The sequence below is a fragment of the Shewanella corallii genome, assembly GCF_023349125.1.
GTDB classification, from domain to species: domain Bacteria; phylum Pseudomonadota; class Gammaproteobacteria; order Enterobacterales; family Shewanellaceae; genus Shewanella; species Shewanella corallii.
This window is the reverse complement of record NZ_JAKIKT010000001.1, coordinates 642,747-666,618: the sequence shown is the minus strand read 5'-3', so window position 1 is coordinate 666,618 and position 23,872 is coordinate 642,747. Positions and strand designations below refer to the sequence as shown.

General features: G+C 50.9%; 19 protein-coding genes. 12 read left to right on the top strand and 7 right to left on the bottom strand.

Annotation, left to right across the window (positions count from 1 at the left end; all coding sequences use genetic code 11):
- The first annotated feature begins 2 nt into the window (after positions 1 to 2).
- From L2725_RS02910 to L2725_RS02895, 4 genes are all read left to right on the top strand, one after another.
- Positions 3 to 974 (top strand): YVTN family beta-propeller repeat protein, encoded by a 972-nt coding sequence (locus tag L2725_RS02910; protein WP_249247563.1) that lies wholly within the window; start codon positions 3 to 5, stop codon positions 972 to 974.
- Positions 967 to 1,707, top strand: coding sequence for an ATP-binding cassette domain-containing protein (locus L2725_RS02905; RefSeq protein WP_249247561.1), 741 nt, complete (start codon positions 967 to 969; stop codon positions 1,705 to 1,707). The genes L2725_RS02910 and L2725_RS02905 overlap by 8 nt, the downstream gene beginning before the upstream one ends.
- A complete protein-coding gene (locus L2725_RS02900) occupies positions 1,704 to 2,477 on the top strand; it encodes an ABC transporter permease (protein WP_249247559.1) in 774 nt (257 codons plus the stop codon). Before L2725_RS02905 ends, L2725_RS02900 begins: the two co-directional genes overlap by 4 nt.
- A 287-nt stretch (positions 2,478 to 2,764) precedes the next feature.
- Positions 2,765 to 3,337, top strand: a complete 573-nt coding sequence (locus L2725_RS02895; RefSeq protein WP_249247557.1) for a hypothetical protein — start codon at positions 2,765 to 2,767, stop codon at positions 3,335 to 3,337.
- A 234-nt stretch (positions 3,338 to 3,571) separates the two neighbouring features.
- Here the strand turns inward: L2725_RS02895 and L2725_RS02890 are convergent, their stop codons facing one another.
- Positions 3,572 to 5,917, bottom strand: a complete 2,346-nt coding sequence (locus L2725_RS02890; RefSeq protein ID WP_249247556.1) for a TonB-dependent receptor — start codon at positions 5,915 to 5,917, stop codon at positions 3,572 to 3,574.
- Positions 5,918 to 6,069: 152 nt separating this feature from the next.
- On the bottom strand, positions 6,070 to 6,342 hold the full coding sequence (locus L2725_RS02885; protein WP_249247555.1) for a DUF1289 domain-containing protein: 273 nt from the start codon (positions 6,340 to 6,342) through the stop codon (positions 6,070 to 6,072).
- A 172-nt stretch (positions 6,343 to 6,514) separates the two neighbouring features.
- On the opposite strand from L2725_RS02885, the gene L2725_RS02880 reads away from it, so the two are divergent.
- The 4 genes from L2725_RS02880 (at position 6,515) to L2725_RS02865 (ending at position 13,531) form a co-directional block, all read left to right on the top strand.
- A complete protein-coding gene (locus tag L2725_RS02880; RefSeq protein WP_249247554.1) occupies positions 6,515 to 7,060 on the top strand; it encodes a DUF4136 domain-containing protein in 546 nt (181 codons plus the stop codon).
- A gap of 219 nt (positions 7,061 to 7,279) precedes the next feature.
- Positions 7,280 to 8,455, top strand: a complete 1,176-nt coding sequence (purT, locus tag L2725_RS02875) for a formate-dependent phosphoribosylglycinamide formyltransferase (protein ID WP_249247553.1) — start codon at positions 7,280 to 7,282, stop codon at positions 8,453 to 8,455.
- 429 nt (positions 8,456 to 8,884) lie between these two features.
- On the top strand, positions 8,885 to 11,332 hold the full coding sequence (locus L2725_RS02870) for a TonB-dependent receptor (RefSeq protein ID WP_249247552.1): 2,448 nt from the start codon (positions 8,885 to 8,887) through the stop codon (positions 11,330 to 11,332).
- A 183-nt stretch (positions 11,333 to 11,515) separates the two neighbouring features.
- Entirely contained in the window at positions 11,516 to 13,531 is a 2,016-nt protein-coding gene (locus L2725_RS02865) for a tetratricopeptide repeat-containing sulfotransferase family protein (protein WP_249247551.1), read from the top strand.
- A gap of 233 nt (positions 13,532 to 13,764) precedes the next feature.
- Here L2725_RS02865 and L2725_RS02860 read toward each other — a convergent pair whose 3' ends face one another.
- Positions 13,765 to 14,331 (bottom strand): phosphoribosyltransferase, encoded by a 567-nt coding sequence (locus L2725_RS02860; RefSeq protein ID WP_115135444.1) that lies wholly within the window; start codon positions 14,329 to 14,331, stop codon positions 13,765 to 13,767.
- A gap of 344 nt (positions 14,332 to 14,675) precedes the next feature.
- Between L2725_RS02860 and proB the strand changes: the two genes are divergently transcribed.
- Positions 14,676 to 15,776: a glutamate 5-kinase gene (gene proB / locus L2725_RS02855; protein WP_248934353.1), complete on the top strand. Its 1,101-nt coding sequence runs from the start codon at positions 14,676 to 14,678 to the stop codon at positions 15,774 to 15,776.
- Positions 15,773 to 17,020, top strand: coding sequence for a glutamate-5-semialdehyde dehydrogenase (locus L2725_RS02850; RefSeq protein WP_249247550.1), 1,248 nt, complete (start codon positions 15,773 to 15,775; stop codon positions 17,018 to 17,020). Before proB ends, L2725_RS02850 begins: the two co-directional genes overlap by 4 nt.
- Before the next feature lie 51 nt (positions 17,021 to 17,071).
- On the opposite strand, the gene L2725_RS02845 is transcribed toward L2725_RS02850, so the two are convergent.
- Positions 17,072 to 19,258 (bottom strand): OsmC domain/YcaO domain-containing protein, encoded by a 2,187-nt coding sequence (locus L2725_RS02845; RefSeq protein WP_249247549.1) that lies wholly within the window; start codon positions 19,256 to 19,258, stop codon positions 17,072 to 17,074.
- Between the two features lie 252 nt (positions 19,259 to 19,510).
- On the opposite strand from L2725_RS02845, the gene L2725_RS02840 reads away from it, so the two are divergent.
- A complete protein-coding gene (locus L2725_RS02840) occupies positions 19,511 to 20,050 on the top strand; it encodes a hypothetical protein (RefSeq protein WP_249247548.1) in 540 nt (179 codons plus the stop codon).
- Positions 20,051 to 20,080: 30 nt separating this feature from the next.
- Here the strand turns inward: L2725_RS02840 and L2725_RS02835 are convergent, their stop codons facing one another.
- The 3 genes from L2725_RS02835 to L2725_RS02825 form a co-directional block, all read right to left on the bottom strand.
- Complete coding sequence (locus tag L2725_RS02835) at positions 20,081 to 20,425, bottom strand: hypothetical protein (protein ID WP_249247547.1); 345 nt, start codon at positions 20,423 to 20,425, stop codon at positions 20,081 to 20,083.
- The gene (locus L2725_RS02830) at positions 20,422 to 21,156 is read right to left on the bottom strand and encodes a flavin reductase family protein (RefSeq protein ID WP_249247546.1); all 735 of its coding nucleotides are present in this window, start codon (positions 21,154 to 21,156) and stop codon (positions 20,422 to 20,424) included. Before L2725_RS02830 ends, L2725_RS02835 begins: the two co-directional genes overlap by 4 nt.
- A gap of 144 nt (positions 21,157 to 21,300) precedes the next feature.
- Positions 21,301 to 23,064: an alkaline phosphatase D family protein gene (locus L2725_RS02825; RefSeq protein WP_249247545.1), complete on the bottom strand. Its 1,764-nt coding sequence runs from the start codon at positions 23,062 to 23,064 to the stop codon at positions 21,301 to 21,303.
- A gap of 287 nt (positions 23,065 to 23,351) precedes the next feature.
- On the opposite strand from L2725_RS02825, the gene L2725_RS02820 reads away from it, so the two are divergent.
- Positions 23,352 to 23,795 carry a CBS domain-containing protein gene (locus L2725_RS02820; protein ID WP_249247544.1) on the top strand — a complete coding sequence of 148 codons (444 nt, stop codon included), beginning with the start codon at positions 23,352 to 23,354 and terminating at the stop codon, positions 23,793 to 23,795.
- Positions 23,796 to 23,872 lie beyond the last annotated feature (77 nt).

Below are 23,872 nucleotides of genomic sequence, written 5' to 3'. Positions count from 1 at the left end.
CCATGTACTTACAATCCTTACAAAAACTCTGCCTTATCGCGCTACTGCTACCCGGCCTGTCCTGGGCGGGACAGGTCTATGTATCCAATGAGAAGGATGACACCGTCAGTGTTATCGATCTTGATAGCCTGGAAGTGGTGGATACCTGGCTGGTGGGTGACAGACCCAGAGGCATTATTCTCAGTAAGGATCAGAAGTATCTTTATATCTGTGCCAGCGAATCCGACACCATACAGATACTGGATCGGGCAACGGGTCAGATAGTCGGTGAACTGCCGTCCGGAGAAGACCCTGAGCAGTTTATTTTGCACCCCAATGGTGATTGGCTCTATGCCGCCAATGAGGATGATGCTCTGCTGACAGTGATAGATATCCCGGGCCGCAAAGTGATTACCCAGATTGACGTGGGCCTGGAACCGGAGGGGGTTGGCATCAGTCCTGACGGCAATACCCTGATTGTCACCTCAGAAACCTCCAATATGGCCCATTGGATAGACACCCGAACCAATGAAAATATCCATAACTCTCTGGTGGATGCCCGTCCCCGGGATGCCAAATTCACCGCCGATGGCAAACAGCTGTGGGTCAGCGCCGAGATTGGCGGCACAGTGTCAGTGTTCGACGCCAACAGTCGCGAAGAAATTAAAAAGATCCATTTTTCCCCCAAAGGGGTTCATGCCGATAAAGTGCAGCCTGTGGGTATCCGCCTGACAGAAAATGGCAAATATGCCTTTGTGGCACTGGGCCCCTCCAACCATGTGGCTATAGTGGATCAACAAACCCTTGAGGTATTGGATTATCTGCTGGTGGGCCGCCGGGTCTGGCAAATAACCATGACACCGGATGAGAAAATGCTGTTTACCACCAATGGGGTCAGTGGCGATGTTTCTGTTATCGATGTTGACCGGCTTAAGGTGATCAAATCCATCAAAGTTGGACGTTTCCCCTGGGGAGTCGCAATCGCAGATGAATGACTCCCAGGCTTCAGTGAAGGTCGACAAACTCAGTTTCAGCTATGGGCAACGGCAGGCACTGAGGGATATCAGCTTTAACCTCTCCCCCGGCATCACCATGTTGCTGGGTCCCAATGGTGCCGGGAAGTCCACACTGTTTGCATTGCTGACGCAGCTCTATCGTCAGCAGCAGGGCGAAATCCGCTTCGCCGATGAGCCGCTGAAACAGTTGAGCCACAGGGCAAACGCCAAACTGGGAGTGGTCTTTCAGCAACATACCCTGGATATGGATATGAACGTCAGCCAGAATCTCTGCTATTTCGGCGCACTACACGGGCTCAACGCATCATCCAGCTTAGCCCAGGCCATCCCTTTGCTGTCTCACTTCGGCCTGGACGACAGACTGCAGGACAAGGTCCGTACACTTAACACGGGCCACAAACGCAGACTGGAGATTGTCAGAGCCCTGATGCACTCACCTGCCATTCTATTGTTGGATGAACCCAGTGCCGGGCTGGACCCTGCAGGCCGCAGAAGCCTGATGCAAACGGTGAGGGAGTATTGCGCCGAACACAGGGTAGCAGTCCTTTGGGCAACTCACCTGTTGGACGAACCGGGAGCAGAAGACCAGCTACTGATACTTCATCAGGGGCAACTGCTCGCCAACGGCCAATGCCAGGCACTGATTGCTGACCATGATTTACAGGATCTGCCGCAGCTGTTTGCCCACCTGACCGAGGAGCCGAGGCCATGATTTACTGGTATGGATTCAGCGGCATCTGCAAGCGCGAGTTACTGCGATTTTGGTCGCAAAAATCCCGTTTTTTCAGCGCGCTGGTTCGTCCATTACTCTGGCTGATTGTATTTGCTGCCGGGTTCCGGGCTGCACTTGGCATCGCCATTATTGAGCCTTACGAAACCTATATAAATTATGAAGAGTATATATTGCCGGGGCTGTGCGCCATGGTGCTGCTGTTTAACGGTATGCAAAGCTCGCTGTCCATGGTCTATGACAGAGAGATGGGCAGCATGAAGGTACTGCTGGTCAGCCCATTGCCCCGTGGTTTTCTGTTGCTATCCAAGGTGGTCGCTGTGGCGCTTATCTCATTGCTACAAGCCTCGGCATTTTTGCTGTTTGCCTGGCTTTACGGCATTGAAGCGCCTCTGACAGGTTACCTGTGTGCGCTCCCGGCAATGTTGCTGACAGCCATGATGCTTAACACCCTTGGCTTGATTATCGGCGCCTGGGTTCGTCAGTTGGAGAACTTTGCGGGAGTGATGAACTTTGTCATTTTTCCTATGTTTTTCATGTCCTCAGCCCTTTACCCGCTATGGAAAATGCAGGAAGCCAGCCAATGGCTCTACCTTATCTGCAGCTATAACCCCTTCACCTTCGGCACTGAACTCATACGTTTTGCCCTATATGGCGAATTCAGTGCCCTCGCCTTCTGGGTTGTCACCCTCAGCACCCTGCTGTTCTCCGTGATGGCCATAGCCAGCTTCAAACCGGAACGACGTTTTTAAGATTCTTGGTTGCGCCAATAATACTGAAATAAATGAATATTTCATTTTTTGAAATATTAAATGCCAGTCAAATATAGGCTGAAAGCTTGTTATGCCGGAATAAAAAGTTTACAACATGATCCAATTCACATAGTTACACTCTGATACAAGACATAAGTCATTGACCTAATTAAGAGTCAAAATAATTCACCTGAAATTGTGGATCATAAAGAATTACGCAGGGATAATTTACGTATAAAATATATAAATAACCTTTGCCAAATTATGGCTGTCTGTTTTGAGGTTTTATGCTGCATATTAAAGACAAGAGTTTGTTCAGTCTTAAAATTTTAAGCTTTGAATATATAAAATTAAAACTGGAAAACCCCGGGCAACAGGATATCACTCAGTCACCAAAGTACCGCAATGAGGCATACTCCTATCAGGTATTATCACGGGTGGCCGACATTGACGACAGCTTCGAGCTGATCAAATCCCGCGAAACCCCGATAGCGCTGGACGATCTCCCCAGCAACTACCTTGAACTGGTGGATCGTTGCTACCTGTTGGTCGGCACAGCCATTGGCCTGGATGAAAAACAACTGCAACCCGGATGTTCCTGGGATAGTGTTAGAAATGCACTCAGACAATATCCAGAAGCCATTAGTTCTCGCCTGCAACAAATTGAATATATAGCTAAAAACTGCCGTCACACTAAAGCTGACCATAAGTTTATTTTAGATAAGTGTCACAGTTTAAAAGTACCGAAAAGTAACAATGAAAACAGTCCTTGCTGTATTAATGACTTACATCGTTCGGTTGCAGATCTGCAATTCAGTCTCAAAGATGTATTTTCAATGAAACTGCAAAGAATACATTAATATTAGTTACTTACTGATAAAGGTCAACTTATATTCAGGCAATTCTTAATTTAGTATTAAATAATAAAAAAGACTTCATTTTGCTCAATAAAAAGTCAACCTAAAAAGAGTCTTATCATATTAATATAAGATATCAATGAGTTATGTTATCAATTCAAAAGCTATATAAAAGCCAGGACATCAGTGCCCCGGCTTTTTATCAGCGATCCTGTAAGAGAGGACAGTCCGTCCTGATTAGAAGCTCACCTTAACACCTGCGGCAAAGGTTCTTGGTGCCCCCGGTCCTACAAAACGGGCATCATCAAAGCCCGGATAGACTCCCTCCAGCACCTCATCAGACTCTCCATAGGCCCCAAAGGTCTCGTAATCAGTATCAAACAGATTATCGACTCTGGCATAAACAGCGACCCACTCGTTAATCCTGTAACTGGCTCTCAGATCCACCAGGGTAAAGCCATCCAGTTGCTCATTCTCATTGGCTTCATCCCCACGATAATACTGACCACTCTGATACAGCAGGTCTGTACCCAGCAGCAGATCCTCCCAATACCATTCAAGACTGGCTTTGGCACTGTGCTCAGGCAATCCCGGAATACGATCTCCCTTTTCAACCTGACGGTTCCCTCCTAAAGGATTGTTGGGGCTGAATGAGATATAGGGGGATTGGAAAGTCGCATCCAGATAGCTGTATGACACACTCAGATGCCAATCCTGCCATTGCTTGCTCAGATAAGTCTCAACGCCCTGCCTGAGGGTATCGCCAACATTATCGAAGTATCCCTCTGACGGCAGTCCTCCAGCCTGTTGAAAAATGATGTCATCCCGGTTCATGGCGTAAAACAAGGTCAGCCCTGCCTGCAGAGTCCCGGTCTGATGGTCAATACCCAGCTCCCAGGTATCTGTGACCACTTGTTCAAGTGGTGGGTCTGAAACGAAGCCATTGGGCAGTTTGCAAGGTGCATCAGGATCGGCACAACTCAACTCTACCGGTGTTGGGGCTCGGCTGGATTGCGCCCAGGACGCATTCAATGAGGTTTGCTCCATAAACTGCCAGGTCAGCCCAACAGAGGGACTCAGATGGTTAAAATCATGATCACCATCCAATGTGGTGCCATCTTCCCCCGGCGCCAAATCTATCATCTCAATATTGGTAAAGTCGTACCTTGCCGCTGTCGTCAGCTGCAGGTTATCCCGCAACGCCAGGCTACCGGCAATAAAGCCATAATATTGAGTTCGATTGCTGTCCAGACGCACGATGGAATCCTCATCGTACAGACCTACCCCGGATGTGGACCTCGGCGAGCCAACTTCCTCATTCATCAACTCAGCAAACTCTGTATTTGAGCGAAAGTCGATATCAGCCCAGCTTGCCCCGGCACCAAATACCCACTGACTGGGGAAGCTGCCACGTTCCAGGTCGAGTACCAACTGGGCCGACACACCACCGGACTTCTGTTTGGTTTGAGAGGTATTGTTCAAACCATCCAGATCATCCGCTTCCAGTCCCATCTCATCCAGGTCGACATCCAACTCCTTGCCATAGCGGTCAACAAACTCTACCGGCTCATCATCTTCATCGCACAGAGTCTCTTCACCATCGACTTCACACTCCTCAAAATCACTGTCATCACCATTAAGTGTGTTGGTCTCTGAGTCCCGGTAGTACAGGTTCAGATCCAATGACAGGTTAGACGCCAGCTGAATATCCCCGGCAAGGGAGGCAAACCAATGATCATTCTCAGTTTGATCAGGATGGGTATATACCGCTGAGCGACCTTCCAACGCCATCAAATCAAAGGGCACGGCACCGTTACCGATCAGATCGCTGCGACTGGCTGCAGCCAGCAAATCCCAGCGATTACCTTCGTCTCCCTTCCAGGTCAGATTCGTTAGAAACTGAGTCACTTCGGTAGGGGAGAAATCCCGCCAGCCATCTTCTTCATATCGACTGACGACAGCATAGTAACCAAGTTCCCCTGAGTTACCGCCGCTCTCTACAGTACCCTGCCACATGCCATGGCTTCCGCCACGGACATCCAGCACATTGTCCTGAAAACTAAAACCGTCTTTCACATCCAACACCAGAGCGCCGCCCAGGGTGTTCTGACCAAACACAGGATTGGATCCGGAATAGAGGCTCACTTCACGCAATGCAGTCAGGGGAATAAGGTCCCAGTTAACCGTATCGCCAAAAGGCTCATTAAAGCGTACGCCATTAACATAAACTGACATGCCCTGAGGCAGCCCCAGCAGAGGAGACAGAGTAAAACCACGGTACTGCAAGTCCATCTGAAACGGGTTGTTCTGTACGTCATTGACGCTGACACTGACGAAACTGGATTTCAGCAACTGCCCCAAATTGGTATCCAGACTGCGCTCAATGTCAGCCATATTGGTGTGTTGATGGCTGCCTGGGTACCACTGGCCATCACGCTCATCGGCATGTCCCAATACAGTAATCACTTCAGGTTTCTGATCATCGGCAATAGCGCTGACAGGTATGCAGCCCGCGATTGCCAGCGTCAGCAAAGACAAAACGGGCTTTGAGGATTTCCCTCTGGTTATTGATTGGTATTTCACCCTACCTCCCACTGAATTCCGGAGCTTTACCGCCACAAAAAGGCTTTATGTTTAAGCTAGGTAAAACGTCGAGCTGAAAGTATTGGGAAAAGGCGGGAAATAATTCCTACTTTGGGAGGAAGGGGGATGCTAATACATTGAAATAGAAGGTATCACTCCGGATCATCACCGAAGTTAAGCTGACCATTCATCTCATCACGCTGCTGTTTTATCTGCTCTTTGCGGGCCTTGAGAATGGCCAGTTGGCGATTGCGGCGGCGACGCTTACACAGGCGAATTACCTCCAGCTTCTGGACGTCGGTAAGCTGTTGCCAGTGAAATCTCTCATCCCTGCTGCGCAAGCAGCCAAGACAGTAACCCCGGTTATCGGTTTTACACACCCCCAAACAGGGACTGGGGATCTCAAAAAAGCCCAACTGCTCCATAAAACTGAGTGTGCCTCCTGGATGAAAAAGTCGCAAAGCTGTAAACAGCTTCTTCCTAGGTATAACACCTGCCACTGAAATTAAACAGGTTAGCGGGCGTAATTAACTTGTCACAGGCTACATGAAAGCCATACCCTTGAATCAATTGGAATGCCGACTATTGGAGAAGTCTATGAAGTGCCGCCAACTTTTCGCTATATTGCTCAGCGCAACCCTGTTATCTGCCTGCGCCGGAAAGCCGCCAAGAACAGATTATGCTGTAGACTTTGATTTCAGCAGGCTGGAGAACTTCACCATGCTGCCGGCCCCTGCAAGTGATGACCCCATCAGCGCCGAACGTATCAGTAATCAGATCAGTCGGGATCTGCAAAACAAAGGTTTTAAAGACTATCCGAGGGCACCTGACTTTCTGGTTGGCTTTAGCCTGTCCACCGGTGACAAGCCGGATGAGTCAAATGTCTCCATCGGCCTGGGAACGGGCTCCTGGGGACGCAGCGGAGGTATCAGTGTTGGCACCGCCGTTGATCTGCCTACCAGCAAGAATGTCAAAGAGCAGGAGGTCGATATTCGTATCTATGATCCCAGTCGCCGCCTGATCTGGCGTGGTACCGACAGTTACGACTTTAAAGATGGCGGAGAAAAGAAAGCCACCGCAGCCCAGAAAACGGTCGACAAAATCCTGGCTCAGTTTCCTCCCCAACCGGAAAACGCAAAGTAAGCCCCCCATTCAAAGGCCCGCAAATGCGGGCTTTTTACTATCCTTCCCGCCTGACTTTCTGCTCTAAAAATCTGTAAATTCTGAACAAAATACAATCCGGTGATCGGTTGCACAAATCACGGTTATTCCCACTTTCGGCGGGTTAGCAGGCAGTGGCTTCGGGGTACACTTCAGCAAAATTCCAATAATCACCTCACACAATAAGAAGGTACCCACACCATGATTGGCACTCCAAATACCCAGGGTGCAACCCGGGCCATGTTGCTTGGTTGCGGCGAGCTGGGCAAAGAAGTCGCGATAGAGCTGCAGCGTCTGGGCGTAGAAGTGATCGGTGTCGATCGCTACCCCAATGCCCCCGCCATGCAGGTGGCCCATCGCTCTCATGTGATCAATATGCTGGATGGCGAAGCGCTTAAAGCTCTGATTGCGCAGGAGCTGCCGCACCTGATCATCCCTGAGATTGAAGCCATTGCCACAGCCACTTTGGTTGAGCTTGAAGCCGAAGGTCTGAAGGTGGTGCCCACCGCCAAAGCCACCGCCTTGACAATGGATAGAGAAGGTATCCGCCGACTGGCTGCCGAGGAGCTGGGTTTACCCACCTCCCCTTATCAATTCTGCGACACTCATGAAGAGTTCGTAGAAGCAGTCAATAAGATAGGGATGCCCTGCGTCGTTAAGCCGGTAATGAGTTCTTCAGGCAAGGGCCAGAGCGTTATTCGGCAAGTCTCTCAGATAGACACAGCCTGGGATTATGCTCAACAGGGTGGCCGCGCCGGAGAAGGCCGGGTGATTGTGGAAGGCTTTGTCGCCTTTGATTATGAAATTACCCTGTTAACCATCAGCGCGGTTAACGGTATTCATTTCTGTGCCCCAATTGGTCACAGACAGGAGGATGGTGACTATCGCGAATCCTGGCAGCCTCAGCAGATGTCGCAAACTGTGCTTGAAAAAGCTCAGGCGGTGGGCAAGTCAGTGGTAGAAGCATTGGGAGGCCTGGGTCTGTTTGGTGTTGAACTGTTTGTTAAAGGTGATGAGGTGTACTTCTCAGAAGTCTCGCCTCGCCCACATGATACCGGCATGGTCACCCTTATCAGTCAGGATTTATCTGAGTTTGCCCTGCATGTTCGGGCTATTCTGGGACTGCCTGTTACCAATATCGCCCAACATGGCCCATCAGCCTCAGCAGTGATATTGGCTGAAGGCGAGTCCGCCAATATCCGTTATCAGGGACTGGCAGAGGCACTGGCCCAGCCTGATACTCAGTTACGTTTGTTCGGCAAGCCCGAAATTAATGGCCGTCGCCGCCTGGGCGTGGCACTGGCTAGGGATATTGATATCGACGCTGCCATCAACAAAGCGGTAACTGCCGCCTCCAAAATAGAGCCCATCTTCTGATGTGAGATTTGGGCCGCTGACAATCTGCTTCAGAGTGAATAGTCCCAAGTGAGTACGCCATGCCGGCAGCCTCTTCAGGCTTAGCCGGCTTTTTTATCTCAACTCATCCTCTTTTTGGCGAACATGGCGACCCATTGATTTCAGCTCAATCTAATAAATCACCTACCCACGACAGAGAAAAGCTCTCCTGACACAGTCATTGACGCTAAAAAACCGAAGCTTACGAGAACAATTAGGCAACAAAACTGCAACCGAATGTATCACTGTGCTAACATAATGCATTGAGCTCTAACTATTTGTCTTGAAACCTTTCAAAGGACTTCAGGGGATATGAGTTAACTCTTTGACTATACGTCTTTTTTGCTATGGAGAGCCTTTGGGACAGCAACTCAGGGCATCATAAACACACAAAATAAAAAAGGTTTTTACATGTTCAGACAAAACCGCCTGAATCAGGCCATTGTTTGCGCGCTGGCGACCTCTGCCAGTTTCAGTATCAGCGCAGACGACCTGAAAGATGTAGAACGCAAAATTGAGACCATCGAAGTAACGGCTACCAAGCGTGTCCAGAATATTCAGGATACAGCCGTTGCAGTCCAGGCAATGAGCGCTGAAGATCTGAAAGATCAAAACGTGGGTAACTTCGACGATTTCGTCCGCTATATGCCAAACGTGAATGTGGGTAGCCGGGGTCCAGGCCAGGCAGATATCTTCATCCGTGGTATGGCGATTCAGCCGATTACCGTCATGCTTTCAGGCGCTCAGGGCACCATGCCCAACGTAGCCCTCTATCTTGATGAGCAACCCGTTACCGCGCCCGGCCGTAACCTGGATGTTTATGCAGCTGATATTGAGCGCATCGAAGTGCTGCCTGGACCTCAGGGCACTCTGTTTGGTGCCAGCTCTCAGGCGGGGACTATCCGCTATATCACCAACAAGCCAAAAATCGATGTATTCGAGGCAGGTTTCAGCTCCTCACTGGAAACCACCAAAAGTGGTGACATGAGCACAGTGATCGAGTCGATGATCAACCTGCCGGTAACCGATAACCTGGCTATCCGCGGCACCATCTACAGTGTTAACCGTGGCGGCTATATCGATAATGTTCAGGGCAACTTTACTCTGGACCCAAGCATTAACCCTGAGTCTGCGGTTAATCTGCCCGGCGCCAAGTATGACTCCGCCAATAATGCAGCTCTGGTTCAGGAAAACTTTAACGACAGCTTCTACAAAGGCGGTCGTCTGGGTCTTAAATACCTGATCAACGATGACTGGGATCTGCTGGTACAAACCATGCAGCAGGAGATTGGCGCTGACGGTGTATTTGATTACGACCCTGAGGTGGGTGATCTGCAGGTGCAGCGTTACTTCCCCGACAGCCTCAAAGACAAGTTCAATCAGACCTCCTGGACTTTGGAAGGTCGACTGGATGCGTTGGAACTGGTTTATACCGGTGCCTTCCTGGACCGTGAAGTACAGCAGTCAATCGACTACACCGGCTATAACAACTCGGGCGCCTTTATCGCTTACTACACCTGTACTTATGACAACCCTGACTACATCATCAACTATGACATTGATCCCAATGTGATTACCGATGTACGCCACTGTAAAGACCCAACCAAGGGCTTTAAGGGACAGCAGGATCATAAGCGTATGACCCATGAGTTCCGTATTACTGGCGACATCACAGATAGCCTGCGCTATGTCACAGGTATCTTTTACGATGACTATGAGATTGAAACTCAGGATGACTATTACTATATGGCTACCCCTGAGTTGGGCTTTGCTCCCAATGCACCTATCTCTGATGCCAACAACATCAATCCCAACACCCGTCCTGCCGGCGTCGCCTTCTTCAACGACATTACCCGAACTGAAGAGCAGATCGCCCTGTTCGGTGAAATGGCTTGGGACATTACCGATGACCTGACCGCCACAGTCGGCCTGCGCTGGTATGAGATTGAGTCAGACTTTACCGGCTCATCTAACTTTGCCGACGGTATATTCCAGGGCTCTAAAAATACAGACCGTGGCCGTGACTATGATAAGTCAGGTGGCCACACCACTGAGCCGCTGAAAATTGATGACATCATCACTAAGTTCAATCTGTCCTATAAAGCCACTGACGATGTGTTGCTGTACGCCACCTACTCAGAAGGCTTCCGTCCCGGCGGTTTCAACCGTGGTGGCGGTATCCCTTCCAATAATGCGGCTTTCCCGGATGTGGAAGTGACCTATGGAACGGATGATGTAGTCAACTATGAGATGGGTTGGAAAACCCTGTTGGCAGATCAAACCGTGAAGTTCAACGGTAACATCTACTTCATCGAATGGAACGATATGCAGGTGTCCCGTTTCGATCCAGTAAACGTCTCGATTCTGACCTTTATCGAAAACGCAGCTGACTCTGAGATTCTGGGTATTGAGTCCGATGTGGTGTGGAACGCGACCGACAACCTCACTGTCTATGGTGCGGTATCCTACAACGAAACTGAGCTGACCAACCTCAAGGGACAAGTCATTGAGATGGCCCCTGTTGGCAGCGAGCTGCCGTTGACGCCCAAGTTCCAGGGTAACCTGAGACTGAGGTATGACTGGGATCTGGCAGACTACTATGCCAACTGGCAGCTGGGCGTCCAGTACGCTGGTAAGTCCTGGAGCTCTATTGTTGCAGAAGAACGTGAGCAGCAGGATGGCTACACCATGGTCAACTTCTCTGTAGGACTGGAGAAGGACAATTGGGGTGTGAAACTGTATGCCAACAACCTGACTGATGAGCGTGCTGAACTGTTTATCAACACCCAGGATGATAACCGCCGTATCAGTACCAACCGTCCTCGCACCTTTGGTGTTAACTTCAGCTACTACTACTAAGCATCAGACATAAGTCGCTGATAGTTTAGCTGTAAACGTGATAAGGCAGCCTGCGGGCTGCCTTTCTTTCATCTCCCCATGATTATTTAACTGTGAAGCTTTAGTCTGGTCAGGCTTAACAGATAAACGATCATATCGGGTCCCGGATAAGCGGAACGAGCAAAAGCGTAAAAGGGCAAAATAATGACAAGCTCCCCTGAGCAACCCCATTCAACCGCTGAGCTGAACGACAGCATCAAGCAGATAAAACAGCAGATGCAGGCAGGCCAAATCAAGGCCGCCGACGAACTGTGTCAGCAGCTGTTACCCTTGCACCCAAAACACACAGAACTTGTGTATATGAACGCCGTCTGTGCCAGATACAGTCAGCAGCTTTCCAGAGCGCTGGAGCTTTGCCAGCAGCTGCAATCCCTGGCACCGGACTTCGGCCGGGCATTTCAGGAGCAGGGGCATATATTGCTGGCTATGGATAAGCCGGAGCTGGCGCTGCAGGCCTATCGTCAGGCTGTAAAACTCAACCCTGCATTAACAGCAAGCTGGCAGCGTCTGGCTCAATTGGCCACTCAGGCAGGAATACAGGGCGAAGTCACCCACGCGGTTGCCCATCTGGAACATTACAGTGCCCTGCCGCCGATTCTGGTTTCCATCAACTCCATGCTGCATGAAGGCAAGCTGCAGAAGGCGGAACAGCTGTGCCGCCACTATCTGCAGGCCAACCCCAAAGATACTGAAGCCATGCGCCTGTTGGCGCAGTTGGGAATGCGCTTGAATGTGCTGGATGATGCCGAGTTTCTACTGGAAAGCGCGCTGGAGTTTGAGCCGGATAATCGCCAGCTGCTGTTTGACCACATTCAGGTACTGCACAGACGCCAGAAGTTTGCTCAGGCCCATAAAGCCTCTGAAAAACTGGTCAGCATCTACCCCAACAACCCCAGCTTCGACACCTGCCATGCCAATCAGTGTGTTGCCATCGGCCGCTATGACCAGGCGCTGGAACTCTACGACCGGGTCATTGCCCAGTTGCCGGACAACGCTGATCTCTATCTGGTTCGTGGCCACGCGCTGAAAACTGTTGGCAGACAGGATGACGCTATCGCCTCTTACCAAAAGGCGTACCAGCTTAAGCCGGCATTTGGTGATGCCTTCTGGAGTCTGGCCAACCTTAAGACCTACAAATTCAGCGATGATGAGATTCGCTGGATGCAGGAGCAGCTGCAGGCAGACTCAACCCGACTGCAGGACAAGTACCACCTCTGCTTCGCGCTGGGTAAAGGACTGGAGGACAGGAAACAGTTTGAAGAAGCCTTTGGTTACTACCATCAGGGCAATGAACTGAAACGTCAGGAGCTCAGATACGAGTCTGAGCGTATTGAGCGCGACTTTGGCTTGCAAAAACAGTGGATCACCCCTGAGCTTATCGCCGATAAAGGTGGCAGGGGCAATCCCGCTCCGGACCCCATTTTCATTCTCGGCATGCCCAGAGCCGGTTCGACCCTGATTGAGCAGATTATCGCATCCCACTCCAAAGTGGATGGCACACTGGAGCTGCCGGATATTCTGGCAATGGCCCATCGCCTTAATGGTCGTCGCCGCCTGGATGAAGCACCAAGATATCCAGAGAATTTGACGGACCTGAGTGACAGTGAGCTAAAGCAGCTGGGCCAGGAGTTTCTGGACAACACCCGGGTGCATAGAGGCAGTGCGCCCTTCTTTATCGATAAAATGCCCAACAACTTCCGCCATATCGGCCTGATAAAGCTGATACTGCCCAAGGCTAAAATTATCGATGCCAGACGCGCCGCCATGGCCTGCTGCTTCAGTAACTTTAAGCAGCTGTTTGCCGAGGGTCAGGAGTTTACCTATGGCCTTGAGCAGGTTGGCCGTTACTACTCAGGCTATGTGGAATTGATGGACCATTGGCACAGTGTGTTCCCCGGAGAGATCCTGCATGTGCAGTATGAAGATGTAGTCGATGATCTGGAGACTCAGGTTCGCCGCATTCTCGACTATCTGGAGCTACCTTTTGAGGAAAGCTGTGTTGAGTTCCACCGCACCAAGCGCTCAGTTCGCACCGCCAGCTCGGAGCAGGTTCGTCAGCCCATCTACAAACAGGGAGTGGACCAGTGGGTCAACTTTGAGCCCTGGCTGGATGAGCTGACTCAGCATCTGTCTGATAAGGCATTACCAAAAGAGCAGTAACTCTCTCAGGGTTGGAGAAGCAATCAACCACCAAGAGCAACGAAGCTCACGAAAGAAAGCCAGCCCTCTTTCTTGTATTGTCTTCGTGTTCTTCGTGAAGCCAACGAAGTTGGTGCTTCGTGGCAAGACGCTTTAAAGCCTGGAATTAAAAAAGGCTGCCTTCCAATTGAAGTGCAGCCTTTGTTTTTCACTTACCCCAGCAGAACGCTGCCAGAGCTTTCTTGCCAGTGAAGTTATTTGAATAAATGGCGAATGTTCGCCAAATCACTCTTACCTTCATCCAGCTCTTGCTCGGTCAGACCGGCCACTTCGTGTGGGAATACCAGCCACTCATCAGAATTATGAATGTAATAATCCGGCTTCAGCGGTACCTGAGTATTGGCAGGCTTATAGTAAGGACAAGCGATACGGATATCCTGAGGCAGATTCAGACGCATCTGCTCTTTCAGCACTTCCATCAGAGCGTGCACACTGCGGCCAGAGTCGAATACATCATCTACAATCAACAAGCCGTCTGAGGCATTAGCATTTTCAATGATGTAGTGCAGACCATGAACCTTGATCTCTTTGCTCTGCTTATCAGTGCCGATGCCATAGTAGGAAGAGGTACGCACAGCAATATGGTCGGTTTCTACTTTTTTGAAGTCGAAGTATTCCTGAACTGCAATACCGATTGGGGCACCACCACGCCAGATACCCACAATAAACTGTGGGCGGAAACCACTTTCATACACCTGGGCAGCCAGGCGGAAGGAGTCTTCGAGGAGTTCCTGAGCGGTAATAAAACGTTTTTCTGTCATGGTGCGATTCTCTTTATGTTATCCAAAGATCCGCCGGACAGTCCCAAAGTCTGAGGGCAAGGTCTTGAGCTGACCGGGCAGATATTGGGAGCGCATTTTACTCGAGTTCAGCTTCTTTTGCTCGCAATATTTGCCACCCTCTTAAGTCAAAGTTTCAGCGACTTCAAGCTGAAAATAATTCCACATCTAACCTTTATTACCCATACAAATCATCCGAACGCCGCTGGAAAATATCATTTAAGCCGTTATACTTAGCCACCGCAACATCGAATTTACTTTCAACTCAAATTAAATGGAGTGTAATTGAAGTGCCATGACTGACCAAGGTCATCATGCTCTTCTGGATGATGAAATCTGTTAACCAATGGAAAAGAGTTGTCGTTAAAGTTGGCAGCGCCCTTATATCCCCCAATCGCCACGGCTGCAGCAGCCGTTACCTTCTCAGCATCGCTCAGTTCATTCTTCAATGCCGGCAACAACAGATAGATGTTGTACTTGTCTCCTCCGGCTCAGTGGCCGCAGGAGCCTACCTGGTTGATAAACCCGGCAGTGACTCAGTTGCAGTACGTAAAGCCAGAGCAGCAGCCGGACAGATGGAGATGATGGCGACCTGGTCAAGATTCTTTGATGATGCCACTGCTCAATTGCTCATTACCCATGCAGATCTAAGAGATAAGGAGCGCCACCAGAGTATCCGCGAAACCCTGTTTGCTCTGTTGGATAACCAGTTGCTCCCCATAGTGAATGAGAATGATGCCGTCACTACCAAACGTCTTAAGGTTGGTGACAACGACAACCTGGCGGCTATGGTTGCCGCCGCTGCGGATGCTGATGCTCTGATCCTCTGTACCGATATTGAGGGCTTGTATACCGCCAACCCTAAAGAGGTTGCCGATGCGACCCTGGTTCCAGTGGTCAACAAAATTACCCCTGAGGTATTTGCTATGGCGGGTGGCTCTGGGTCCGATGTAGGTACTGGCGGCATGTTCACCAAGGTGGAAGCCGCTGAGAAGGCCACAGCTCACGGCATAGATACTTATGTACTCGATGGCCGTAATAACGCCAGTTTTGATGCTCTGCTTAAAGGTGAGAACCCGGGCACCTGCTTTGTTGGCCGAAGTAATCCCATGACCTCAGGGGATCACTGGATGGCCCATACGGTCAGAACCTTTGGCAAGGTTGTTTTTGAAGAGGAGTGGGACACCAAAGCCCTGAGTGAAGGCAACACAGAGGGACTGACCTCGGAGGTGATTGCCCAGGTTGATGGCAGCTTTCAAAAGGGAGACCCCATCAGTCTGTATGACAGTGATGGCAATGAGATTGCCCGTGCCCACAGCCGCTACAGCAGTTGTCTGCTGGAATATTTTGCTACTCACAACATGCCGGCCAATGAAAAAGTTAACGACATTATCGAGCCGGAAGTCGTTGTTATGGAGAACAAATGAGTTTAATCAAAGAGATTGCCCTGAAAGCCAGCCAAGCCGCCAAAGTGCTTGCCGGTGTATCGACCGACACCAAAAATCAAGTATTGCAGGCGATGGCCAATGCGCTGGAAGCCCAGCAGCAACAAATTATTGAAGCCAACCGTCAGGACCTTTCACAGGCCGATGAGCTGGGATTAAATGCCGCTATGGTCGACAGACTGACCCTGACTCCGGCACGTATTGCCGATATGGCACAGGGTCTGCGCACTTTGGCCAGCCTGGAAGACCCGGTAGGCAAGACACGTTTGCAGGCAGAGCGCCCCAATGGTCTTAAAGTCGAGAAGATGCGTATTCCGCTGGGCGTGGTTTGCATGATCTATGAGGCTCGCCCCAATGTCACAGCTGACGCCGGAGCACTGTGTTTTAAATCGGGTAATGCCGTTATCCTGCGTGGGGGTAAAGAGGCTCTTGCCTCCAGCCTCGCCATCTCAGCTATTCTGCAGCATGTGCTGGAGCAGTTTAATCTGCCCGCGGCACTGATCAGCGTGGTCCCCAATCCTGATCGTGCACTGATGCAGGAGTTGATGGAACAGCAGGGACTGATTGACGTGATTATCCCCAGAGGCGGTGAAGGACTTATCCGCTATGTGACTGAAAACAGCAAGGTTCCGGTTATTCAGCACTTCAAAGGTGTGTGTCATCTCTATATAGACCGGGATGCGGATATCAACCAGGCACTGTCCCTGCTGGTCAATGGCAAAACCCAGAGAACCGGCGTGTGCAATGCCCTTGAGGGCTGCCTGGTTCACCAAGATATTGCCGCTGACTTCCTGCCACTGGCTGCAGAAGCCCTTAAAGAGAAGTCTGTCTTTATCAATGGCTGCGAGCAAGCTGCTCAGCATATTCAGGTGGGCAAGGTGCTGAAAGAAGAGGAGTTTGGTCAGGAGTATCTGGATCTGGAGATCGCCATTCGCCAGGTTGATAACTTAGATGCCGCGCTGGCCCATATTGACCGCTTTGGCAGCCACCATACCGAAGTGATCTGCACCACCAATGAAGAAACCGCTGCGCGCTTCCAGCGTCTGGTTGATGCTTCTGTGGTGATGTGGAATGCCTCTTCCCGCTTCTCAGATGGTGCCGAGCTGGGACTGGGAGCAGAGATCGGTATCGCCACCACCAAGTTACACGCCTACGGCCCCATGGGCCTTGAGGCCCTGACCGCAGAGAAGTTTGTGGTGACAGGCAATGGCCAGATAAAAGGCTAGCCTTATCAAAAACGCCGGCAATTGCCGGCGTTTTTAGTTCAAACAGTCAACTCAGTATTTATCTGCCAGACGGGCGCGGGCCTGATGCAACTTCTTATAGCTGTCGATCAAACGCAGGTGGCGATCCAGTCCTTCCAACTTCATGCTGGTAGGCGTCAGACCGGCAAAGCGCACTGAGCCATTGATTGAGCCAATCACCTGGTCCATGCGCTCTTTACCGAACATGCGGGTCAGGTTGTAGTTGAAGTCTTCCAGCTCCAGCTCATCATCCAGTGCAATTTCCAGCACAGCCTGCATTGCCTGATAGAAGAGATTACGGTCTACCGTATTGTCGTTGTACTGCAGGAAGGTTTCCACCAGCTCAATAGCCGCTTCAAGCTCGCCCAGCGCCAGATAACCCAGCAGCTTTAGCTCCAGAATAGTCAGCTGTCCCCACTCGGTATTCTCATCAAACTCGATACCGATCAGGGTCTTGATATCTGTGTAGTTATCCAGCTCGCTCTCTTCCAGACGCTCAATCAGATCGGCCAGTTGGCTGTCAGACAAACGGTGCAGGTTCAGAATATCTTCGCGGTAGTCGAGCGCCTTGTTGGTGTTGTCCCACACCAGATCGGTCACCGGATATACCTCTGAGTAGCCAGGCACCAGAATACGGCAGGCGTTACCAATGGCGGTAAACTCAGCTACATAAGCTTCCAGTCCCAGCTCCTCCAGAATACCGAACAGGGCTGCGGACTCTTGTTCGTTGCTGCCGGAGAAATCCCACTCAACAAAGTCATAGTCTGCTTTTTCGCTGAAGAAGCGCCAGGAGATCACGCCGGTTGAGTCGATAAAGTGCTCAACAAAGTTCTCAGGCTCCTGTACTGCCATGCTGTTAAAGGTTGGCTTTTGTACATCGTTCAGGCCTTCAAAGCTGCGGCCCTGCAGCAGTTCTGTCAGGCTTCGCTCCAGCGCCACTTCAAAGCTTGGGTGGGCGCCGAAAGAGGCAAACACACCGCCGGTACGTGGGTTCATCAGGGTTACGCACATCACTGGGAACTGGCCGCCCAGAGAGGCGTCTTTAATCACCAGAGGGAAGCCCTGAGCTTCCAGTGCTTCGATACCCGCCATAATGGATGGATACTTGGCCAGCACTTCTTTGGGAACCTCCGGCAGGGCAATCTCTTCTTCGATAATCTGGCGTTTAACTGCGCGCTCGAAGATTTCAGACAGACACTGCACCTTGGCTTCATCCAGGTTGTTACCTGCACTCATGCCGTTGGACAGGAACAGGTTTTCAATCAGGTTAGACGGGATGTAAACCGTCTCGCCATCGCTGTGGCGCTTATAGGGGATGGCACAAATACCGCGCTCAACATTGCCTGAGTTGGTATCAATCAGGTTGGAGCCTGCCAGTTCACCGTCCGGGTTGTAAATCTCCAGCGTGTACTCATCCAGGATGCCTTCAGGCAGTTCATCATCAGGGCCCGGCTTGAACCACTTCTCGTGCGGGTAATGCACGAATTCGGCATTGGCAATCTCTTCACCGAAGAACTGATCGTTGTAGAAGAAGTTGCAGTTCAGACGCTCAATAAACTCGCCCAGCGCCGAACACAGTGCGCTCTCTTTGGTAGAGCCTTTACCATTGGTAAAGCACATAGGTGATGCGGCATCACGAATGTGCAGTGACCACACATTCGGCACCAGGTTACGCCAGGATGAGATCTCAATCTTCATGCCCAAATCTTCCAGCAGCGCTGTCATATTGGCGATGGTCTGCTCCAGCGGCAAATCTTTACCCAGAATAAAGGTACTATCGCCATCAGCTGGTTTCACCATCAGCATGGCCTGAGCGTCTTCATCCAGACTTTCCACTGTCTCAATTTTGAACTCAGGGCCTGTCTGTACCACCTTCTTCACTGTGCAGCGATCGATGGAGCGCAGAATGCCCTGACGGTCTTTGTCAGAGATGCTGTCCGGCAGCTCGACATGGATTTGAAAAATCTGGTTATAACGGTTCTCAGGGTCCACAATATTGTTTTGAGAAAGGCGGATACCTTCGGTCGGGATCTCCCGGGAAACACAGTAAACCTTAACGAAGTAAGCCGCGCACAGGGCTGAAGACGCCAGGAAATAATCGAAAGGACTTGGCGCACTGCCATCGCCCTTGTAGCGGATTGGCTGATCGGCAACGACAGTGAAGTCGTCGAACTTGGCTTCCAGTCTCAGGTTATCGAGAAAATTAACTTTGATTTCCATGGGTTTGTTCCGAAAGAGAGTTCCGAAGTGTAACGCCAGCAAACCACATCAACACCCCTGGGGCCAAGGTGAGTAAGTGCCAGCGTCTGCGGATAATGCGAATTGCCTCGCATTATCCTTGTTTTTCACGCTATGTGAAAGGCGAATAAAGGTAGGGCTAACATACACAATGGAAAGTAAGTTTAAGTCGCGACCATTGATCCCGGCATGCGTGATTGCACGTATCAGAGGAAGCAAAACAAGGAGTGTAAAATGAAATCTCTCGCTAACTTACTGATGGCTATCATAATTAGCATCAGCCTTGGGGCATGCTCCAGCAATTACCCCAATCAGGATCCCATCGGACAAGCTTTTCCAACCGTGCCCGGCACCACACTGACCAAAGAGCAGGTTATGCTGCCGGAACATTTTCAGGGTCGACCTGTAATAGTGCTGCTGGGTTATGTGCAGGATGCTCAGTTTGATATCGACCGCTGGCTGATTGGTCTGGACATGACCCAAACCAAGGCTGATGTGTTCGAAGTGCCCACCATAGCAGGTATGGTGCCCCGTATGTTCGAAACTCAAATTAACAATGGCATGCGCGCCGGTATTCCCAAAGCCCTGTGGGGTGGCGTGATTACTGTCTTCGAGGATGGCGATAAGGTGCAGGCGCTGACCGGCAACATGAATCCCAATAACGCCAGAGTCCTGTTGCTGGACAGCAAAGGGAAAATCCGTTTTTTCTACGATGAAGGTTTTGCGGTCGCACCGCTTAAAGCGCTGCGTTCAGAGCTGGCAAGCTTGCAGTGAAGGTCGCAGCCAACAGATAAATTAAGGCGTTCACGGCTTATCTTTCGCCTCGCAGATGCCTTTGAACAGCAGAGGATACCGGCGCAGGCGTCGGCCGGTATCCGAATCTTCAAATACGGCTCGCTGCAACAGCTCAATATCCTCTCCCAAATCCAGCACCCACTCGCAGCGCTCGATTGCCCGGATAACCCCCCTGGGCAGAAACGGCTGCTGGCGATACTCATCCAGATTCGCCCTAACCTGGGCAATTTTGCCCGGCTGGCGCGCCAGCTCTTCAAACACCCGCCTGAGATAAGCAAGATTGACGGATGCCTCGTCCCGTTTGCGGGGACGGCGTTGACGCCGTGCAGCAAAAGCGTGAAAGGGGGCGGTCATACGATTTTCACTTCAACCAGAGCATCGCCATCTGCGCTCTTTTTTGTATCAGTCTGCCCGGCAGCAACATGCCGCAATGACCCAGACTGGTCGGGTTCACATATCAAGTCGCGCACAGGTAATCCAGGCTTGGCATAAGCCAGGCGCCCCAGCCTGGACGTTGTGTGGTAACTGTCCAGCGATGAGACGGCCACCAACCCCAGCGCTTCGACATCCAGATAACCATCTTCACTGAGAGTATCCACTCTGGCGCTGACCTCGACCACTTCCCCTACCAGCATGACTGTGCCATTAACCTCCAGAGTTTGGTGTTCAACATACTTGAGGCCAATTTGCAGCGGGCTTTCAGCTACATAGGGCGCTGGGTGAGATTGATTGAAATAGCCTGTCAGGCCCACGGCTTCAAATTCAGAAACATCGCTGGGGTAGCGCGCCGAAGTTTGGTGGGCCAAACGGAAGAACTCTTCACCAACACCGTTAAGGGTATAAAAGCCGGTATCGAGAATGTTTTCCAGTGAATCCCGTGACACCGAATGTGGCCTGAATATCATCCCCATCAGCGCAGGATCAGCCCCCAGATGAAACGCGCTGCTGACGATAGCCAGATTGGTTTGTCCGGCTTTGCTGACGGAGCCCACCAGATTGGCACTTTTGAATCCGGACAGGCTATTAATAAACAGTGCACGGCGGCGTTGAGGGAGCGCTTGAATCGCTTCTTTGTTCAGATACATAGGGTGTTTTCCATAAACCAGATACCTGAGTTACGGCCTTGCTCAGGGCAAAGATCAGAAAAGGCGCTCCAGTGACTATTGGAGCGCCTCGTTACCCATACGCCTGACCGCCTTAAATCAGGCAATCAGCTTTACCGCCAAGAGTTACCCCAGCTCAACGCCAGGGTTACCGGCAGCGCTGCTGGCGCTCATTCTGCGTTCTGTCTTCTCTGTGTATTCAGCAGACTTAATAGAGCTGACATAGCGCCACTCACTGCTTACCTTCTCAGGGGTAAAGGTCACCGTCATATAGCCTCGGTCCGCCAGGTTGGTGTACTTAAGATCGCTGACCAAACCGGTAATCGCGGCCTCTGTGGGTACCACCTGCTCAGGCGTCAACCCCAGATATAGCTCCAGACCAGGAGAGGAGACAGACGCCGTGGCAAACTCCACCCCCACCACATCGCCATTAATATCCCGCAAATCATTGGCCCAGGCATTATGAGTGTCACCAGCCAGTACGACCAGATTCTGATTACGGGATTTTGCGGTCCCCAGAATCACTTCACGCTCATAGGCATAACCATCCCAGGCATCCAGATTGTAAGGAATAGATGGCAACTGCAGCAATGCCAGCACTTCCGGCGTCAGCTTATGTTGATTGGCCTGCAGATAAGCCAGCTCTTCCGGGGTCAGAGTCGGATCGCCAGCCTGAGCTCTGGCCGCCAATTGGGCCAAGGCACCCAGCTCAGCATACTGAGCAACCGTCAACTGCTGGGTGGCAATAGCCGCAGGCAGGAACATTTTACCCATGAGCACCTGTTGCCCAAGCACCTGCCACTTACCATTTGCACTCAGCAACTGCCCCTGGAGCCAGATCATCTGCAACTGACCTAGCATGGTGCGATCTGTTAAGCCAAGATCCTGCTCGAACTTTTCACCATCAAAAGCACCTGTGGTGGGATCTATGTAAGTATCGAAGGTCAACTGTTCATCACGACCAATGATTCGGGTATCCAGCATGTGCAGATCAACCAGATCACCGTAATTGAAGCTGCGGAAGATCTCTTCATTGTCATCTTCACGATAAGGGCGAATTGGCAGCCATTCGAAATAAGCCTGCAAGGCGTCCACCTTACGCTGGTCAAAATCGCCTTCGCCATCGTTGTGATTCTCGGCACCATTCTTCCAGGTGTCATTGGCAACCTCGTGGTCATCCCACACGGTAATAAAAGGCACGGCAGCATGCAGCTTTTGCAAAGATGCATCGCCACGATACTGGGCATAACGGGTTCGATAGTCATTCAAGGCAAAAAGTTCACCCTCTGGCAGGACTTCACGGCCCAGTTCGGCGGCATCTTCACTGGCGTACTCACCTCTGGCGTATTCATACAGGTAATCACCCAGGTGCAACACAGCATCAAGATCTGACTCATTGGAAGCCATGTCATAAACATGAAAATAGCCGGCGGGGAAGTTGGCACAGGACATCACTGCAAACTTCACCTGGCTGACGGCCCCCTCGGGCAGGGTTTTAGTCGTTCCAACAGAAGAGGTGTTGTCACCTGTCTTAAAGCGGTAATAGTAGGTTTTGCCCGCTTCCAGGCCTCTGGCATCAACCTTGACTGTGTAATCCTTGTCGGCATTGGTACGCATGCTTCCTGCGTTAACCACATCGTTAAACTTGCTGTCCAGCGCCACTTCCCAACTGACCAATACCGCCCCGGCAGATTCAGGGGTTGCACGGGTCCAGAGAATCACGGCGTCATGCAGCGGATCACCACTGGCTACGCCGTGCATAAAACTTGCCTGTACAGTCGCTTCGTCCTCAGAGCTACTGCACCCCAACAATCCATAAGACACCACTGCGGCGCCAATTCCCCTGGCTGACATAGCCAAAAAATCCCGGCGGGAAACTGTCCGTTTCATCTAATCATTCCTTTTGCTTTATCAGGCGGAGGCTGCCAAGAGGATTATCGTCCACTTGCTTCACCTTGTTCTTATATTCACTCCTCAGTCAGACAGCAGACTTGACAGGGAAAGCATGGAAGGGTTCACAACCCTGTGGTCTATACTTTCCAAGAGGTACGATGAGTTTGCCCTCCTCAAGTTACACAAGTGTGACCGGATGTTAAGTCTTTTTCTGTAATCACTGGGTAAGTCCTCGATATTTGGTAGAATTAAACCTGTCACCTGAGTCGGCACAAGGAGGAGTCATGCCTGACCACACTATTCAAATCCATGAAATCATGACCCCTGATCCCATCTGTTTACACAAAGATGCCACTGTCCACGATGCTCATGCACTGATGAAACAGGTCAAGCACTTGCCGATTATTGATGACGATGGGCGCCTCGTTGGGGTGCTTAGTCACAAGAAAATCGTGTCCACAGTCATTCACCTGCTTAACAGCTATGGACCGGGTGTACTGCAGCGAAAAGAGAAATTTATCCATGTTCATGAGGTGATGGAGTCACCTATTACCCGCAACCCCTATGATCCTGCCTCAGAAGTGATTGAGTACTTTTTGCAAAACCGCCTTTCCTGTATGCCGGTTGTCGATGACGATATGCAAGTTAAGGGCATAGTAAGTGCATCGGACTTCCTCACCCTTTGTCACGAGCTGATGTTGCATATCACTCCAAAAGTTGACCCCTGATAAATCCGGTTTAATCCTCGGCGACCTTGCCACGCGTCTGACAGCTGAGCCAGAATGTGTCCGGGCCAATGCAGGCC